Source organism: Allobosea sp. (assembly GCF_051860145.1).
Taxonomy (GTDB): domain Bacteria; phylum Pseudomonadota; class Alphaproteobacteria; order Rhizobiales; family Beijerinckiaceae; genus Allobosea.
This window is the reverse complement of record NZ_JBHYEM010000008.1, coordinates 16366-33555: the sequence shown is the minus strand read 5'-3', so window position 1 is coordinate 33555 and position 17190 is coordinate 16366. Positions and strand designations below refer to the sequence as shown.

At 68.2% G+C, this 17190-nt stretch carries 18 protein-coding genes; 4 read left to right on the top strand and 14 right to left on the bottom strand.

Annotation, left to right across the window (positions count from 1 at the left end; all coding sequences use genetic code 11):
* Position 1: 1 nt before the first annotated feature.
* The 3 genes from ACTIF2_RS15075 to ACTIF2_RS15065 form a co-directional block, all read right to left on the bottom strand.
* Complete coding sequence (locus ACTIF2_RS15075) at positions 2–1798, bottom strand: ABC transporter ATP-binding protein (RefSeq protein WP_439497905.1); 1797 nt, start codon at positions 1796–1798, stop codon at positions 2–4.
* 319 nt (positions 1799–2117) lie between these two features.
* Positions 2118–2291, bottom strand: coding sequence for a hypothetical protein (locus tag ACTIF2_RS15070; RefSeq protein WP_439497904.1), 174 nt, complete (start codon positions 2289–2291; stop codon positions 2118–2120).
* A gap of 9 nt (positions 2292–2300) precedes the next feature.
* Entirely contained in the window at positions 2301–2720 is a 420-nt protein-coding gene (locus tag ACTIF2_RS15065) for a rhodanese-like domain-containing protein (protein WP_439497903.1), read from the bottom strand.
* 108 nt (positions 2721–2828) lie between these two features.
* Here ACTIF2_RS15065 and ACTIF2_RS15060 point away from each other — a divergent pair, with 108 nt between their 5' ends.
* The 3 genes from ACTIF2_RS15060 to ACTIF2_RS15050 all read left to right on the top strand — a co-directional run bounded on the left by ACTIF2_RS15060 (position 2829) and on the right by ACTIF2_RS15050 (position 4636).
* Positions 2829–3518 carry a DUF599 domain-containing protein gene (locus ACTIF2_RS15060; protein WP_439497902.1) on the top strand — a complete coding sequence of 230 codons (690 nt, stop codon included), beginning with the start codon at positions 2829–2831 and terminating at the stop codon, positions 3516–3518.
* A gap of 103 nt (positions 3519–3621) precedes the next feature.
* Positions 3622–4320, top strand: coding sequence for an alpha/beta hydrolase (locus ACTIF2_RS15055; RefSeq protein WP_439497901.1), 699 nt, complete (start codon positions 3622–3624; stop codon positions 4318–4320).
* Positions 4321–4369: 49 nt separating this feature from the next.
* Positions 4370–4636: a DUF3253 domain-containing protein gene (locus ACTIF2_RS15050; protein ID WP_439497900.1), complete on the top strand. Its 267-nt coding sequence runs from the start codon at positions 4370–4372 to the stop codon at positions 4634–4636.
* Between the two features lies 1 nt (position 4637).
* Here ACTIF2_RS15050 and ACTIF2_RS15045 read toward each other — a convergent pair whose 3' ends face one another.
* The 9 genes from ACTIF2_RS15045 to crcB form a co-directional block, all read right to left on the bottom strand.
* The gene (locus ACTIF2_RS15045) at positions 4638–5426 is read right to left on the bottom strand and encodes a YdcF family protein (RefSeq protein ID WP_439497899.1); all 789 of its coding nucleotides are present in this window, start codon (positions 5424–5426) and stop codon (positions 4638–4640) included.
* A gap of 63 nt (positions 5427–5489) precedes the next feature.
* Complete coding sequence (locus ACTIF2_RS15040) at positions 5490–6011, bottom strand: lysozyme inhibitor LprI family protein (protein ID WP_439497898.1); 522 nt, start codon at positions 6009–6011, stop codon at positions 5490–5492.
* Positions 6012–6063: 52 nt separating this feature from the next.
* Positions 6064–6684, bottom strand: a complete 621-nt coding sequence (locus ACTIF2_RS15035; protein WP_439497897.1) for a glutathione S-transferase family protein — start codon at positions 6682–6684, stop codon at positions 6064–6066.
* Positions 6685–6782: 98 nt separating this feature from the next.
* Entirely contained in the window at positions 6783–8783 is a 2001-nt protein-coding gene (locus tag ACTIF2_RS15030; RefSeq protein ID WP_439497896.1) for an acetyl-CoA carboxylase biotin carboxylase subunit, read from the bottom strand.
* A 116-nt stretch (positions 8784–8899) separates the two neighbouring features.
* Positions 8900–9337, bottom strand: a complete 438-nt coding sequence (locus tag ACTIF2_RS15025; RefSeq protein ID WP_439497895.1) for a hypothetical protein — start codon at positions 9335–9337, stop codon at positions 8900–8902.
* A 389-nt stretch (positions 9338–9726) separates the two neighbouring features.
* Positions 9727–10479: an HAD-IA family hydrolase gene (locus tag ACTIF2_RS15020; RefSeq protein ID WP_439497894.1), complete on the bottom strand. Its 753-nt coding sequence runs from the start codon at positions 10477–10479 to the stop codon at positions 9727–9729.
* On the bottom strand, positions 10457–10954 hold the full coding sequence (locus tag ACTIF2_RS15015) for a hypothetical protein (RefSeq protein ID WP_439497893.1): 498 nt from the start codon (positions 10952–10954) through the stop codon (positions 10457–10459). Before ACTIF2_RS15015 ends, ACTIF2_RS15020 begins: the two co-directional genes overlap by 23 nt.
* Before the next feature lie 104 nt (positions 10955–11058).
* Complete coding sequence (locus tag ACTIF2_RS15010) at positions 11059–12372, bottom strand: RluA family pseudouridine synthase (protein WP_439497892.1); 1314 nt, start codon at positions 12370–12372, stop codon at positions 11059–11061.
* Positions 12369–12752, bottom strand: coding sequence for a fluoride efflux transporter CrcB (gene crcB / locus ACTIF2_RS15005; RefSeq protein WP_439497891.1), 384 nt, complete (start codon positions 12750–12752; stop codon positions 12369–12371). The genes ACTIF2_RS15010 and crcB overlap by 4 nt, the downstream gene beginning before the upstream one ends.
* Before the next feature lie 133 nt (positions 12753–12885).
* On the opposite strand from crcB, the gene ACTIF2_RS15000 reads away from it, so the two are divergent.
* Positions 12886–14193, top strand: coding sequence for a porin family protein (locus tag ACTIF2_RS15000; protein ID WP_439497890.1), 1308 nt, complete (start codon positions 12886–12888; stop codon positions 14191–14193).
* A gap of 152 nt (positions 14194–14345) precedes the next feature.
* Here the strand turns inward: ACTIF2_RS15000 and ACTIF2_RS14995 are convergent, their stop codons facing one another.
* Positions 14346–15653, bottom strand: coding sequence for a replication-associated recombination protein A (locus tag ACTIF2_RS14995; protein WP_439497889.1), 1308 nt, complete (start codon positions 15651–15653; stop codon positions 14346–14348).
* Positions 15650–17083 (bottom strand): DegQ family serine endoprotease, encoded by a 1434-nt coding sequence (locus ACTIF2_RS14990; protein ID WP_439497888.1) that lies wholly within the window; start codon positions 17081–17083, stop codon positions 15650–15652. Before ACTIF2_RS14990 ends, ACTIF2_RS14995 begins: the two co-directional genes overlap by 4 nt.
* Positions 17084–17190: the final 107 nt, after the last annotated feature.

Below are 17190 nucleotides of genomic sequence, written 5' to 3'. Positions count from 1 at the left end.
CTTACGCCGCCAGCCCCTTGGCCAGCTCGCTGACCTGCTTCTCGAACAGCGCGCGATAGGCGCCGTTCTCGCGCGTGAGCAGCGTCTCGTGGCTGCCCTCCTCCACCACCTCGCCGCGATCGAAGACCAGGATGCGGTCCATCGCGCGCACGGTCGAGAGCCGGTGCGCGATGACGATGGTGGTGCGGCCCTGCATCAGCCGCTCCATCGCTTCCTGGATCAGCGCCTCCGATTCCGAATCGAGGCTCGAGGTCGCCTCGTCCAGGATCAGGATCGGCGCATCGGCCAGGAAGGCGCGGGCCAGCGCGACACGCTGGCGCTCGCCGCCCGAGAGCTTGACGCCGCGCTCGCCGACGAGCGTGGCGTAGCCCTTGGGCAGGCGCATGATGAAGTCATGCGCATTGGCGAGCTTCGCCGCCTGGACGATCCGGGCCATCGAGGCACCGGGCCGGGCATAGGCGATGTTCTCCGCCAGCGAGCGGTGGAACAGCACCGGCTCCTGCTGCACGATCGCGATCTGCGCCCGCAGCGAGGTCTGCGTCGCATCGGCGATGTCGCGCCCGTCGATGGCGATGCGCCCGGCCGTCACGTCGTAGAGCCGCTGCACCAGCTTGACGAAGGTCGTCTTGCCGGAGCCGGAGCGCCCGACGAGGCCGACCTTCTCGCCGGCCCGGATCGTCAGCGAGAAGTCGCGATAGAGCGGCTCGACATGCCCGCCATAATGGAAGGTCACGTTCTCGAAGGCGATCTCGCCGGCCGTCACCGCCATGTCGGCCGCGCCCTTGCGGTCCGGCACGCCATAGGGATGGGCGTGCATCGCAACGAGCTCCTCCATGTCGTTCACCGAGCGCTGCAGGTTGTGCACATGCTGGCCGACATCGCGCAGATAGCCATGCACGACGGCATAGCTCGTCAGCACGAAGGCGACATCGCCCGGCGTCGCCTGCCCGTTCGCCCAGAGCCAGATGACGAGGCCGATCACCGCCGCGCGCAGCGCCAGCAACACGAATTGCTGCGCCGTGCCCGAGATGGTGCCGCGCACCCAGGTCCGCCGCGTCCTGAGCGACCATTTCGCCAGGACCTCGGCCAGCCTTCCGTCCTCGCGCAGCTCGGCGCCATAGGCCTTGACCACCGGGTTGCACGAGATCGCATCGGCGAGCGCGCCGCCGACCCGGGTGTCCCAGCTATTGGCCAGCCGCGCCGCCGGCGCGACGTAAGCAAGCGACAGCGCGACCGTGACGCCGACATAGGCGAGCGAGCCGAGGAAGACGACGAGGCCCATCGCCGGCCAGTGCCAGGCCAGCAGCGCCGTCGTGCCGACCAGCACGACCAGCGACGGCAGCAGCGCGATCAGCACCGTGTCGGTCAGCAGGTCGAGAGCCCACATGCCGCGCGTGATCTTGCGCACTGTCGAGCCGGCAAAGTTGTTGGCGTGCCAGTCGGTCGAGAAGCGCTGCAGGCGCGCGAACGCCTCCTGCGCCGTGTCGCTCATGGTGCGCAGCGTCATGCCGGTGATGCCGATGAAGCCGAGATGCCGGAACAGCACGCTGACCGCGCCGAGCGCAAGCATCGCGCCCAGCGCCCACAGCGACGCATCGAGCGCGCTCGCGCCCTGGCCTGCCACCGCATCGACGAGGCGGCCGGCATAGAGCGGCATGAACAGGTCGGCCAGGGTCGCGGCCATCATCGAGCCGGCGACGCCGAGCACGGGACCGGGCTGGCGGGCCCAGTGGCGGAAAGTGAAGCCGAGAACGGCCCGGAACGGCTCCTGCCGCCCGTTTGAAGATTGAAGAGACATAGCGGTCATTCGGCGCCGCGCGGCAGCCGACTCCAGATCAGGCGGAGAAGGCGCGAAAGCGTCCGTCTCCGGATGAAGGGTAGCGATGGAGAAAGATGGCTCGTGCCCGCCTCAGGCGGGCCACGACAATGTCCGACCTAGCGGCGGGACATTCGTGCGGGAGCGACGACGGTGATGAATGCCATTCAGTCCTCCCTTTCTTGAGTTGGAGCCAAGACCGGCAAGATGCCGCATGCATAACGATTGTGCAAGCCGTGTCCCACGCATGGGGTATTTGCGGTTGGCGCTGTGGCTGCGCGGCAACGGCGGCCGGCTTGGCCTACCAGAAAAGGGCCAGCAGCCGCATGCCGATCACCAGCAGAAAGCCGGCGATGACGATGCCGAGCACCTGCTGGCGCTTCTGCCGGTCCGGGAACTGCTTTGCCAGCAGGCGGCCGAGCGGCTTGCGGAACAGGAACGCGACGACGAGCGCGACGATCAGGATATGGGACAAGACCAGCGCTCAGCCCTTCCCGCCATCCTTCGGTTCAGGCGCATCGAAGGGCGCGCCCGCCTTCTTCCAGGCGCCGAAGCCCCCGGCGACATGGGCGACGGGCTTCAGGCCCATCTCATGCGCCGTCTGCGCGGCGAGCGCCGAGCGCCAGCCGCCGGCGCAGAAGAACACGAAGCGCTTGTCTTCCTGGAACACCGGCTTGGCATAGGGGCTTTCGGGGTCGATCCAGAATTCCAGCATGCCGCGCGGGCAATGGAAGGCGCCGAGCATGCGCCCTTCCCGCTCCAACTCGCGCGGATCGCGCAGGTCGACGAAGACGACGTCGTCGCGGCCGACGAGTTCCCTGGCCTGCTCGACGGAAAGCGTCTCGACCTTCGCCTCGGCCTCGGCCAGCAGCGCCTTGTAGCCCTTGGTGATCGTCTGCGGCATGGTCGGCCTCCCTCTCGCGGCGGCACCGTGACCGCTCGCCGCCGCGGCGTCAATCATGGGCTTGCCGAGTGCTCATGCGCGCCGCACTCTGGCATGGGGAGGCGATTCATGGCCGGTTTCACGACGATCGACGCGATCGCTTTCATCTTCTTCGTCGCCGCATGGCTCGGCTATCGCGCCGCCGTCGAGAGCGGCCCACATGCCGCCCGCAGCCTGAACGCCCGCATGAACATCCGGCGCGCGCGCTGGATCGAGGAATCGGCGCAGCGCGACAACCGGATCATCGACACGCAGGTGATGAACGGCCTGCAGAACGGCACGGCCTTCTTCGCCTCGACCTCACTGATCGCCATCGGCGGCTCGCTCGCCCTGCTGCAATCCACCGACCGCGTGGTCGCGATCTTCGCCGACCTGCCTTTCGCGACCCAGACGACACGCGCGGCCTGGGAGCTCAAGGTGATCGGGCTCGCGGTGATCTTCGCCTACGCCTTCTTCAAGTTCGCCTGGAGCTACCGGCTATTCAACTACTGCGCCATCCTGCTCGGCGCGATCCCCTCGGCAAAACGGCAGGACGAAGCGGAGACGAAGGAAGCCGTGCGCGAGACGATCGCGATGAACATCGCCGCCGGCCGGCATTTCAACCGCGGCCAGCGCGCCTTCTTCTTCGCGCTCGCCTATCTCGGCTGGTTCATCGACCCCTGGATGTTCCTCATCGCCACGGCTGCCGTGCTGACGGTGATGTGGCGGCGGCAATTCGCGTCCGATTCGGTGCGCGTCTTCACGAAGCCGGGGCGCTAGTCCGGCTGCAGCGCCGGCAGCTACGATCTCGCTGGACATCGTGAGACGCCTCGTGGGACCGTCGCGACCGGGGGCTCATCGATCGTCGGATCAGGAGGCGAGCATGGCAACGCAAGCAGCGATTGTCCTCGTGCACGGGTTCTGGGGCAACGCCTCGCACTGGAACAAGGTGATCCTGGAACTCTCCCGCAAGGGCTACACGTCGATCCACGCCGTCGAGATGCCGCTGACCTCGCTCGCCGATGACGCAGAACGTACCCGCAAGATGGTGGCGCAGCAGCAGGGACCGGTCCTGCTCGTCGGGCACTCCTATGGAGGCGCGGTGATCACCGAGGCCGGAGACCTGCCCAATGTCGTCGGTCTGGTCTACATCGCCGCCTTCGCCCCGGATGCGGGCGAAAGCCCCGGTGGCATCACGCAGCAGCATCCGCCCGAGGCGGCCGCGAATCTGGCGCCGGACAGCGACGGCTATTTGTGGGTGCGTCCCGAAAAATTCCATGAGAGCTTCTGCCCGGACCTGACGGCGGACGAGGGCTTCGTGATGGGCATTACGCAGAAGGCGCCGCTGGCCAGCACCTTCGGCGACACGATCACCGCCCCGGCCTGGAGGAAGAAGCCGTCCTGGTATCAGATCTCCAGCCAGGACCGGATGATCGCGCCCGCGAACCAGGAGCGCATGGCGGCGCGGCTCGACGCCAGAAAGGTCATCACGCTCGCCGCCAGCCACGCTTCCCTGGCCTCGAAACCGATCGAGGTCACCGCACTCATCGACGAGGCCGCGAGGGCGGCGGTATCGGCCTGAGCGCGTCCCGCCGCCTTGACGAATCCACCCGCCTTGCCCTCCTGAACGCATGACCACCGAACCCGACGCGCTCGAAACCGCCATCCTTGACCTGCTTGCAGAAGCCGGGCCCGGCCGCACGATCAGCGCGATGGATGCCGCACGCCGGGTCGGCGGCGACCATCCCGATGGCTGGGGGCCGCTGATGCAGCCGCTGCGGCGCACCGCCGTGCGGCTGATGAAGGACGGGCGGATCGTCATCACCCGGAAGGGGCGGCCAGTCGATCCGGACGATTTCCGCGGGGTCTACCGGCTCTCGCTGCCCGCTGGCGACTAGCTCACGGCGCCGGGAACAGCGCGTCTGTATAGCCCGCCGCGTAATAGGCGACGAGACCGACCCATTCCTTGAAGGCGTCGTCGGAAATGTCGAGCCCGCGCGAGGCCTTGCGATAGGGCCGGATGAAATCGGCCGGCTCGTCAGCCGAGAGATAGTCGACCGGAAAGGCCTCGACCGGGAAGCCGGCCTTGCGGAAGACGCCCATGGCGCGCGGCATATGCGAGGCCGAGGTCACCAGCAGCCAGCGCTCGCCCGGCTTCGGCGTCACCAGCGCGCGCGTGAAGATCGCGTTCTCGCGGGTGTTGCGCGACTTGTCCTCGAGCACCAGCCGTTCGGGCGGCAGGCCCAACCCCTCGAAGAGCAGCTTGGCGCCGTCCGCCTCGGTCTTGATCACCGGCGAGAGCAGATTGGCGCCGCCACCGGTGAAGACGACCTTGGCGCCTGGATGGAGGCGTGCGAGCTCGACCGCCTTGGTCATCCGCGCGGCGGCGTAGTTCATCACGACATCGCCGCGCGCCACGCCGATCGCGCCGCCGAGCACGACGATGCCGGTGACCGGTCCCTTCGCTGCCTCCTGCTGGGGAAAGCGATTCTCCAGCGGCCGCACGACGATGCGCGGCAGCGGGCTGAAGGCGAGCAGCAGCAGGCCGAGCAGTGCCAGCGCCCCGAGCCAGCGCGCCGGGCGGGCGAAGCGGGTGAAGGCCAGCACGGCCGCCAGCGCCGCCAGCAGGATCATCAGGTTGACCGGCGAGAGCAGGAACCAGACGATCTTGGACAGGGTGAAGAACATCGGCGGACCTCCGGAATGCCCAAGAGGTCTAGCCGATGAAAGCTGACGGCCTGCTAACGCGGCTCAGCGGATGATTTGCGGCGGGCTCGACGGGCGCCGCGCCGCGCCGCGCTGCTGGCCCACCATCCGCTCCAGCTCGAGCGAGCGGTTGGCGACCTCGCGCAATTCGCAGCCGGCCTGCATCCCGGCGACCCGGGCCGGGGGCTGCGCGCTGCCATAGAAGGCGCATTTCTGCGCGACATAGCCTTCCCAGGCGATCTGGAGCGAGGCGAACTGGCCGCGCGTGCCGCCGTCGATGGCTCGCATCAGCGCCTGCCCGACGATCCCGAGGCGCTCGCGCCAGACCGCCTCCTCCCGCCTTGCGCAGCCGATCTCGGCGTCGCGCCGGTCGCCCGTGGCCGCCCGCACGCAAGTGACGGCGATCAGGCCGATGCAGGAGCCGGTCGCCGAGGCGCTCTGGCGCAGGCATGTCGCCATCTGCATGCGGTCGGCGGCGAGCACCGGATTCGGGCGCGGCGCCTGCGCCTGCGCTTGCGCGGCTGCGAATATGGCGGCGGCGAGCGCCAGCGTCCTGATCGGGATCATGTGCATCATCATGCCGACGGTCGCGGCCAGATCAAGGCGACCAAACGTCATCTCACGTGATTGGCAACGGCAGCGCCGGTTTGGCGGCCGGCCTGCCCGCCACCGTCTCGTACCAGCGCTCGACATTCGGCCGCGCCGCGCGGCTGACCGGCAGATGGAGCCAGCGATGCGCGCCCGGCGCCACCGCGATATCGGCCATGCCAAACCGCGCTCCGGCCAGATAGCTGCGCGAGGCGAGATGGGCTTCGAGAATGTCCATCTTCGCCTCGGTGCGGGCGATCGAGGCGGCGATCGCGGCCGCGTCGCGCTTCTCCTCCGGCGTCCTGATCAGGCCCAGGAAGGCCGGCGCCATCGCAGGCTGCAACTCGGCGATGATCCAGTCCATCCAGCGGTCGGCATCGGCGCGGCGAGAGGGGTCCTCCTCCCAGATCCAGCCCGCACCGTAGCGGGCGGCGAGATAGCGCACGATGCTGCATGATTCCCAGATGACGACGTCGCCGTCTTCCAGCACCGGGATCTGGCCGTTGGGATTCTTCTCGCGATAGGCCGGCTCGTCGAGCCCGCCGAACTTGCCGCCGACATCGATGCGCTCGAAAGCCTGGCCGACCTCGCCCGCGGCCCAGACCGCCCGCTGCACATTGATGGAGCTGATCCGCCCCCAGATCGTCAGCATGAAATTCGTCCCTCGCCGTCATTCAGCGGGCGAGACTTTCCTGCGTGACGTCGAGGAAAGCAAATAGTTCTCCGCTGCCGGCAACCGCCGCCTCGTCCTCAGGCGAATTCCATGATCACGGCATCGACCGCGAGCGAATCGCCCTCCTTGGCGAGGATCTTGGCGATGGTGACGTCCTTCTCGGCGCGCAGCACGTTTTCCATCTTCATCGCCTCGACCATGCAGAGCGCCTCGCCGGCCTTGACCTCCTGGCCGACCGCGACCGAGAGCGCCTTGACCAGGCCCGGCATCGGACAGAGCAGGAATTTTCCGGTATCGGCCGCGAGCTTCTCCGGCATCAGTGCGGCGAGCTCGGCCTCGCGCGGCGTGTAGACATGGGCATCGGCATAAGCACCGGCATGACCGAGCGCGACGCCGTTCAAGATCGCCCTCACCTGCGCCGCGACCGCGACACCGTCGAGCGTGCCGCGCCAGACCGGCTCGCCCGGCACCCACGCGCTCGCGACCGTGAGGCTGCGCGCCCCGAGATCGACGACCACCGCTTCGCCCTGCTCCGTCACCGCACCCTCGAAGCGCTCGCCGCCGAGCGTGACGATGCGGGTGCGCTCGAACTCGACCTTGCGCCAACCCTCCATCTGGGCGCTGACATGGCGCTTGCGCTGGTTGAGCCGGTGATCGCAGGCGATCGCGATCGCCGCCATGCGCAAGGCGGTCTCGCCGCGCGGCTGCGGCAGCGCAAAACCCTCGGGAAACTCCTCCGCGATGAAGCCGGTGGACAGATCGCCGGCAATCCAGCGCGGATGCTGCATCAGGGCCGAGACAAAGGGGATGTTGTGGCGGATGCCGTCGATGGCGAAGGCGTCGAGCGCGCGCGCTTGCGCCTTGATCGCCGCCTCGCGCGTCGGCGCATGGGTGACGAGCTTGGCGATCATCGGGTCGTAATAGATCGAGATCTCGCCACCCTCGAACACGCCGGTATCGTTGCGCACCACCGCCTCGCCGTCCGGCCCCTCGCTAGGGGGCCGATAGGTGACAAGCCGGCCGGTGGAGGGCAGGAAGTTGCGGGTCGGGTCCTCGGCATAGACTCTCGACTCGACCGCCCAGCCGTTCAACTTCACGTCATCCTGCGTCAGCGCGAGCTTTTCGCCATAGGCGACGCGGATCATCTGCTCGACGAGGTCGATGCCGGTGATCATCTCCGTCACCGGATGCTCCACCTGCAGCCGCGTGTTCATCTCGAGGAAATAGAAGGACTTGTCCTGGCCCGCGACGAACTCGACCGTCCCGGCGGAATCGTAGTTCACCGCCTTGGCGAGCGCGACGGCCTGCTCGCCCATCCTCTTGCGGGTCGCCGCGTCGAGCAGCGGCGACGGCGCCTCCTCCACAACCTTCTGGTTGCGGCGCTGGATCGAGCATTCGCGCTCGCCGAGATGGATGACGTTGCCGTGCTTGTCGCCGAGCACCTGGATCTCGATATGGCGCGGGTCGACGATGAATTTCTCGATGAAGACGCGGTCGTCGCCGAAGGAGGAGGCCGCTTCTGACTTGGCCCGGGCAAAGCCCTCGGCCACTTCTCCTGCCGAATGGGCGATGCGCATGCCCTTGCCGCCGCCGCCGGCCGAGGCCTTGATCATCACCGGATAGCCGATCTCGTTGGCGATGGTCACGGCATGGGTCGGGTCCTCGATGACGCCGAGATGGCCCGGCACGGTCGAGACCTTGGCCGCGGCGGCGGCCTTCTTCGATTCGATCTTGTCGCCCATCGCCGCGATCGCACCGGGATTGGGACCGATGAAGACGATGCCGGCCTGTTTCAGCGCATGGGCGAAAGCCTCGCGCTCGGAGAGGAAGCCATAGCCGGGATGCACGGCTTGCGCGCCCGTCTGCTTGCAGGCGGCGACGATCTTCTCGATCTGGAGATAGGATTCTGCCGCCGCAGCCGGGCCGATATGCACGGCCTCGTCGGCCATCTCGACATGGAGCGCGTCGCGATCGGCGTCGGAATAGACGGCGACCGTCCTGATGCCCATCCGCCGCGCCGTCTTGATGACGCGGCAGGCGATCTCGCCACGGTTCGCGATCAAAATCTTCGTGAACATGCGTGGCGTCTCCCGACTGTCTGAAAAGACTGTGACAGTCGGGGTTTATTGGAGGCCGCCGCCCGCGTCCACTGATCCGAAAGTTCGCGGATCGGCATCGGGCTGTGCAGGGCCGCTCAGCTCGCGAGCAGCACGCGCTCCGCGCTGGCTGCGCTCGGCCTGGCGATGCCGCTGCGCAGCACGAAAGCCAGCAGCGCCTCGTCGCAGCGATCGGCCTCGCGCACGATCTCGAAGGCGATGCGGCGCGCCGTCGGCGTCGGGCCCTCGCCGGCCGCGAGGCTGGCGACCAGCCAATGCGCCTTGTCGCGATCGACCAGGCCGGTCGGGCGGCTTTCCCACACCGCGAAATCGACGACGAGCGCCACCAGCAGATTTGCGAAGGATGCAGCCTTCGTCGCGACAGCGCGATCGAGCGCCACCAGGACATCGACGACATCCCGCGTCATCACGCTGTCCGCCAAGATTTCGCGCTGAAGCAACTTGACGTCCTGATCGTCGATCGCGTGTTTATCCATCACGCGATCGACGAATTCACGAAGCTCATGACCAATCATCGTTCGACTCCTGCCCGGCTTTATTTTATGCCGGTGCGTTCCTGTTGTAGGAACAGCATGTATCGCGACCAGCCAGCAGGTGGTTAACGGCCAAACCTGAACGCTTGTTCAGGTTAAACGGCGCTGAGCGGACGTGGTTGCAGGAGTGTTACTCGCGGTCTCGGCCGCTGGCGCCCCGCCAGTGGCGGATCGTGCGGGATGATCCTGAACGCAGTCATCCCGGGCGACCGAAGGGAGACCCGGGATCCATGCCTGAGCTTCTCAAGGAATACGCTCCGGCATGGATCCCGGCTCTGCGCCGCTGACGCGGCTTGGACGGGATGACGCCCACGAACGCCCTGGTCGGATAGTCCGACGGCGACTCCCGACCCGTGGGCAGGCGAGATCGTTCAGGCCGGCTGCAGCGTGCGGTCGAGCAGCGCCGGCAGGTCGCCGCAGGCGGTCAGGACGTGCCGCGCGCCGAGCGCCTGCAGCGTCGCGACGGGCTGGAACCCCCAGGACACGGCAATCGGCGTGACGCCAGCCGCCACCGCCATCTCGATGTCGAACGAGCTGTCGCCGACCATCGCCGTCCGTTCGGGCCGCGCACCGGTTTCGCTCATCGCCCGCAGGATCATGCCGGGATGCGGCTTGGACGGCGCGTCATCGGCCGTCTGGATCGTCGCGAACAGCTTGGTCCAGCCATGGCGTTCGACGATGTAATCGGCGCCGCGCCGCGACTTGCCCGTGGCGATGCCGAGCACGGTGTCGGGCCGCGCCGCCAAAACCTCCAGCGTCTCCGCGACGCCGGGGAATAGAGGCTCGGCCAGTGCCGGGTCGGTTTCCGCCTGCAGGCGCATCGCGTTGAAGACCTCCCGATAAGTCTCGGTCAGCCGGTCGTCCGGCGCCGCGAGTCCCGCGACCTGCATCAGCGCGATATCGAGCGTCAGCCCGACAACGCCGAGCCCCGCCTCGCGGCCCGGGTGAACCAGGCCGCAGCGCGCGAATGTCTCGTACTGGGCGCCGAGGATGATGGCCTCTGAATCGATCAGCGTGCCGTCGAGGTCGAAGATGACGAGATTCATGCCGGCGCTGTAGCCCGGATCGCGGGCGCGATCCACTGCGCCGGGCGCGCGTCCGTCATGAGCGGGTCTCGCGGGCACATTGCTCGACCGCCTTGCGCAAGGGCTCGCCATCCAGCCCCTTGGCGCGGCTATCCTTGCGGCACTCGGCCCGCAGCGCCAGATCCGGCCGCTTCGCCTTGAAGCAATCCGCCAGGGCCGCCCGCCGGGCCGCACCCGAGAGGCTGCGCTCGTCGGCCTCCGCCTTGCAGGCCGTGCGCGCCGTCGCGGCCGTCGGCTTGCCGTCCCGGGTCAGCCCGTTGCGGGCATAGAGCTGGACGCCCGGGAATTTTGCCTGGATACAGTCCCGCATCGCCTGCCGCAGGTCGTCGCCGCTGAGCGCGACATGCTCCGCCAGGCAATCCTGGCGCGCCTTGGCCCGCTCCGTGCGCGGCACCGGCTCGTCGGCATTGGCCGCAGGGGCAGCGGCCTGCCTGGGCGCGGCGGGCGCCTGCGCGGCAGCGGGGATGGCGAAGGACAGGGTCAGGCCGGCAAGAATGAAGGCGAAACGCATCATCGGAGCACCTGCGTAAGAGTGATGGGAACAAAATTAGAACATAGTCAATTTTGTTCTGCAAGCGTTCTCTTACGCAGCGTTAGGAAAGTGCCCCAAGGTCGGCCCTATTCGTCGGGCGCGTCGACGATCGGATCGTAATGCGCATCCTCGAAGCCGAGCAGGTTCCAGGACTGGCGCATATGCGGCGGCAGCGGCGCGCTGACATCGATCGTGCCCTTGCCGCGCGGATGCGGCAGGACGATGCGCCGCGCCAGCAGATGCAGCTTGTTCTGGATGCCGCCGGGCAGCTCCCAGTTGGCGATGTTGAAATATTTCGGATCGCCGATGATCGGGTGGCCGATATGGGCGGCATGGGCGCGCAGCTGGTGGGTGCGCCCCGTCACAGGCTTCAGCGAGAGCCAGCCGAGCTTCTGCGCCGCGGTCTCGACCACCGCGTAATAGGTCACGGCATGCATGGCGCCGTCATCGCCATGCTTGGCGACCGCCATGCGCTGGTCGCCGTCATAGGCTTCCTCGCGGGCGAGATAGGTCGAGATCCGGCCCTGGCGCACGCGCGGCACGCCGGCGACCAGTGCCCAATAGACCTTTCGCGCCGAGCGCGAGCGGAAGGTTTTTGCCAGCGTCGCGGCGGCGAAACGCGACTTGGCGATCACCAGGCAGCCGGAGGTGTCCTTGTCGAGCCGGTGCACGAGGCGGGGCTTTTGCCCGTCCTTGCCCATCATCGCGTCGAGCATGCCGTCGACATGCCGCGTCGTGCCGGAGCCGCCCTGCACGGCCAGCCCCGCGGGCTTGTTCAGCACGATGACGTCGTCATCCTCGTAGAGCGTGATCGAGCGCAGGAAGCCGAGCGTGTCGGCATCGGCCTTGGCCGAGCGCGGCCGCTCCGCCGCCTGCTCCAGCTTCAGCGGCGGGATGCGGACGGTCTGTCCGGCCTCCAGCCGGTCCTTGCTGTCGGCACGCTTGCCGTTGACGCGCAATTCGCCCTTCCGAACGATGCGCTGGATATGGCTGAACGAGAGCTGCGGGAAACGGCTTTCGAGAAAGCGGTCGATCCGCATCTCGTTCTCGTCCGGCGTCACCACGAGCTGTTGAACGCCGGTGGCGAGCACCTGCGCGGTTTCGGCCTTGATCTCGGCTCGCGTCGGCATGTCAGAGACCGGCGGCTTGCGCGGCGCGGGTTTGCGCGGGCCGGCGGCCCGGGCGACAGGGTGGTGCGGCGCAGGATTGCGTGTCGGCTCGGTGCTCACCGCGGCCTCGTCACGCTCCGGTCGCGGCCTTGCGGCGGCCCGCGCCGAGCGCCGCGCATCATGGCTCGGGCGCTTGCCCACTGGGCCCGCCGATGCCGGTCGCGGACCGCGCCGCACGCCACCCTTGCCGCCGGCTCCTTTGCCGCCCGTCCCCTTGCCGCCCTGCCTCATGACAGCCCCCGCACGGTCGCGAGCCCGCCGACGAGCGCCGCGAGCGACAGCGCCACCGAACCCAGCACATAGAAAGCCGCCTGGCCGACTTCACCGCGCTCCCAGAGCAGTACCGCATCCAGCGAGAAGGCCGAGAAGGTGGTGAAGCCGCCGAGGATGCCGGTGGCCAGGAACAGCCGCAGCTCCTGCGAGGCGCCCTCGCCCGCCCGGAACGCGAACCAGCCGGCGACCAGCCCCATCACGCCGGAGCCGACGATGTTGATCGTCATCGTCCCGTAGGGAAAGGCCATGCCCAGCCATTTCACGGAGGCGATGTTGACGCCGTGGCGCAGCGCCCCGCCGATGCCGGCGCCGAGGAAGACGAGAAGTGTGGATGTCATGCTTCCTGCAATAGCCAGCGCATCATGCCCGCACAAACGAAATCGGGCGCCGGCCCGGCCAATCGACGTCGTGATTGACTCACCATCAGGCTGAACGACAGTTGCGGGCGAAGCTCGGGGGCGCCAGCGACCGATGACATCCGCGACGGGTCTTGCCGCTCATCCTCCCTGCCCGCCGCAAGCGGGCAGGGCGGCTGCAGCGCTCGCGATCGCGCTGGCGGGCGCTTTCCTTCTCGTCGGCACGGCCACCGCCCGCCCCTTGCGCAAAGGTGACGGCCCTTCTCACGCGCCGAGTTTCGCGCGCAGCTGCACCATCGCGGCGCCTGAAACGAAGCCTCTGTTCGAGAGCAAGGCGGAACCCGCCAGCGCCGACGACGATGACGCGGATGCTGACGATAACGAGGACGACAAGACGGCCGGCGTGATCCTGCCGGGCTCCGCCACCTGCCTGTCGCTGTCGGGCACGGTCAGCGCCGGCCTGCAATATGATGCCTATCGCGTGCCGCAGTCCGGACCGGCGCCGCCGCCGAACGCCTTCTCCTTCCAGACCAGCGGCAGCCTGCGGATCGCCGCCTCGCATGACCTGGCCTCCGGCCTGCGCATCGCCAGCGCCTTCGAGTTCACGATGAGAACGCCGGCCGAGGATGGCGACACGGTATCGATCGACGAGGCGACGATCCAGGTCGGCCCCTGGACCTTCGGCCTCGATTCCTCGCGCTTCAACTTCTGGACCGGCGACGAGTTCATCTTCTCGACACGCGTGCCGGACCGGACGGTCGGCGTGATCGCGCTCGAACTGCCCTTGACCGCGACCTGGGTGGCGACCTTCGCGGTCGAGGATCCCGCGGTCGGCTCGACCACGAGCCTGCCGAGCCAGGCCGGACGTCGCGTCCCGGACGGGGTCGCGCGTCTGGTCTATACATCGGGCTCCTGGGCGCTTCACGGCGCGCTTGCCCTTCGCGACATCCCCGGGCCGCCGATACGCCTGGGCAGAGCCGGCATTCTCGGCGTCACCTATGAGGCCGAGATGCTCGGCCGCCCCGGCAGCATCACGGCCCAGATTGCCGGCGCCGTCGATGGAGCGCCCTATATCGGCTCCCAGCTCGATGCCCGCGTGGTCCGCCGCGTCCTGCTCGGCACCGACCCGACCCGCGGCTTTTCCGGCGTGGTCTCCATGCGCCGGGAATGGACCGACCAGATCGCCACCAACCTCTATCTCAGCCGCTACCACCTTGCGGTGCCGCTGGCCGGTCAGCTCAAGGGAAAGATCACGATCGACCGCGCCGCCGCCAATCTGGTCTGGACGCCCGTGAAGGGGCTCAAGGCCGGGCTCGAAGCCTCCATCGCCCATGCTCGCATCGCGCTGACCGGGCGGCCGGTGCCGGCGGGGCTCGCGGGCCGGCAGATCTCGACGCAGGTTTTTATTGAACGGAGTTTTTAAAGCCGAGCTCATTGGTCGAATGCTCGCCGTCATTCTTGGGCGGAGCGCAGCGCAGACCCGAGTATCTCAGGATAAGAGGTTCCAGCGACAGCCTCTTCTGCCTGAGATGCTCGGGGCAAGCCCGAGCATGACGCCAAGTCCGGCTAGCCGGCCTACTCGCCCCGCTCCTGCCTCAGCTTCTCCCAGTACTCCAGCCGCTTCCTGATCTCGCGCTCGAAGCCGCGCTCGGGCGGATCGTAGAAGCGCTGCCGGCCGAGCGCGTCGGGCCAGTAGTTCTGGCCGGAGAAGGCGTCGGGCGCATCATGGTCATAGGCGTAGTCGGCGCCGTAGCCCTCGTCCTTCATCAGCCGCGTCGGCGCATTCAGGATGGTCTTGGGCGGCATCAGCGAGCCGCCCTCCTTGGCGGCGCGCACTGCCGCCTTGTAGGCCTTGTAGGCAGCGTTCGATTTCGGCGCGGTCGCGAGATAGATCACGGTGTTGGCGAGCGCGAGCTCGCCCTCGGGCGAGCCGAGCTGCTCATAGGTCTCGGCCGCGGCGCGGGCATGGACCAGCGCCTGCGGGTCGGCGAGCCCGATATCCTCGACCGCCATCCTGACCAGCCGCCGCGCCAGGAAGCGCGGGTCCTCGCCGGCATCGAGCATGCGCGCGAAATAATACAGCGCGGCGTCCGGGTCGGAGCCGCGGATCGTCTTGTGCAGGGCCGAGATCAGGTTGTAGTGGCCGTCCTGCGCCTTGTCGTAGATCGGCGCGCGGCGCTGGATCACCTCGGCAAGGCCAGCCTCGTCGAAGACCTCGTCGGGCTTGGCGGCGCGCCAGAGTTCCTCGGCCAGCGTCAGCACGGCCCGTCCGTCGCCATCGGCGAAACGCGCCAGCGCCAGCCGCGCCTCCGGCGTCAGCGGCAGCTCCCGGTTCTCCAGCACCTCCGCCCGGCCGAGCAGGAAGAGCAGCGCGCTCTCGTCGAGCGCCTTGAAGGTCAGCACGCGGGCCCGCGAGAGCAAAGCGGCGTTGAGCGCGAAGGACGGGTTCTCGGTGGTGGCGCCGACCAGCGTGATCGTGCCGTCCTCCATCACCGGCAGGAAGGCGTCGAGCTGCGTGCGGTTGAAGCGGTGGATCTCGTCGACGAAGAGCAAGGTGCCCTTGCCCCCTAACCTGTGCCCCCGCGCCTGCTCGAAGACCCGCTTCAGATCGGCGATGCCGGAGAAGATCGCGCTGATCTGCTCGAAACCGAGATCGACCGCGCCGGCCAGCAGGCGCGCCACGGTGGTCTTGCCGGTGCCGGGCGGACCCCAGAAGATCAGGCTGCCGAGAGAGCCCGAGGCGAGCAGCCGCGTCAGGACTCCGTCAGGCCCGGTCAGATGCTCCTGGCCGGTGACCTCGGCCAGCGTCGTCGGCCTCAGGCGATCGGCGAGCGGGCGCGGCCCCGCCTTGTCGAGGCCCGAGGCTGAGAAGAGATCGCTCACCCCGGGAAGACCGACGTCACGGTCTGGCCGCCGCGCGTGATCGTCACCTCCCAGGCGCGCTTGCGCTCGCGCAGCGCCGCCTCGACGTCGCGCGAGGTCGCCATCCGCTCGCCATTCAGCGCCTGGATGATGTCGCCCTTCTGGAAGCCGACGCGCGCGGCGAGGCTGCCCTCCTCGATCTCGGCCACGACGACACCGTCATTGCCGATCTCGAGCGAGAGCTCCTCGGAGACGGCCGGCGACAGGTTCATCACCGTCAGGCCCGCGAGCGGTGTGCGCCCCGACAGGGTCACCTTGTCGCGGGGGCGGCTCTCAGGCGCCGGGACCAGCTTCACCGAAAGCGTCAGGCGCTTGCCGCCGCGCAGCACGGTCAGGCTCGTCGTGCCATTGAGCGGGCGGGTCGCGAAGCGGTAGCCGAAGGCTTCGGGGTCATCGACGGCAAAGCCGTCGACGGCGAGGATCACGTCGGAACGGCGCAGGCCGGCTTCCTCCGCCGGTCCCTTCTCGACGACGCTGGCGACGACCGAGCCCGACGGCCGGTCGAGGCCGAGCCCGTCCGCGACCTCGGCCGTCAGCGCCTGCAGCCTCGCACCGAACCACGGGCGGCGCACCCGTTCGGCGCCAGCCTTGGCGCTTTCCAGGACGACGCGCACCATCGCCGAGGGGATGGCGAAGCCGATGCCGACGCTGCCGCCCGAGCGCGAGAAGATCGCGGTGTTGATGCCGACGACCCTGCCCTGCATGTCGACCAGCGCGCCGCCGGAATTGCCCGGATTGATCGCCGCATCCGTCTGGATGAAGGATTGCGCGTCGCCGACGCCGACCTGGGTGCGCGCCAGCGCCGAGACGATGCCCTGCGTCACCGTCTGGCCGACGCCGAAAGGATTGCCGATCGCCAGCACCAGATCGCCGATCTCGACCTTGTCGGAATCCGCCAGCTCGAGCGCGCTGAGATCCTTCGGAGGCTTGATCTTGAGCACGGCGAGATCGGTGCGCGGATCGCGCAGCAGGATCGTCGCCTCGACCTCGCGCTTGTCGGCGAAGGAGACCTTGACCTCGCTCATCCCCTCGATGACGTGGTGGTTGGTGACGATCAGCCCGCCGGCATCGACGACGACGCCGGAGCCGAGCGAGCGCTGCACCCGCTCACGCGGCACGCCGAAACCGTTATCGCCGAAGAAGCGGCGAAAGAAGGGGTCGTCCATGAACGGGTTCTGCTGCCGCCGCTCGACGCGCGCGCCGTAGACATTGACCACTGACGCAGCGCTCGACTTCACGACGGGCGCGAAGGACAAGGAGATCTCGCGGCGCGTTTCGGGAACCTGCCGAGACTGAGCCAGCAACGGCAGAGGAATGACGCCAGCCGCGAGCGTCAAGATCGCCGCGACGGCAGTCGATTTGAAGCGGCCATGCCCGCCATCACGCTTCATAGCTGTCTCCACGATGAAACAAAATCCCGGAAGCGGCGTTCTAATCTCGCCATTACAAGCCGAACGGGAATTTTCCTGAAACCATACTGGCGGCGCGCGGCGACCGC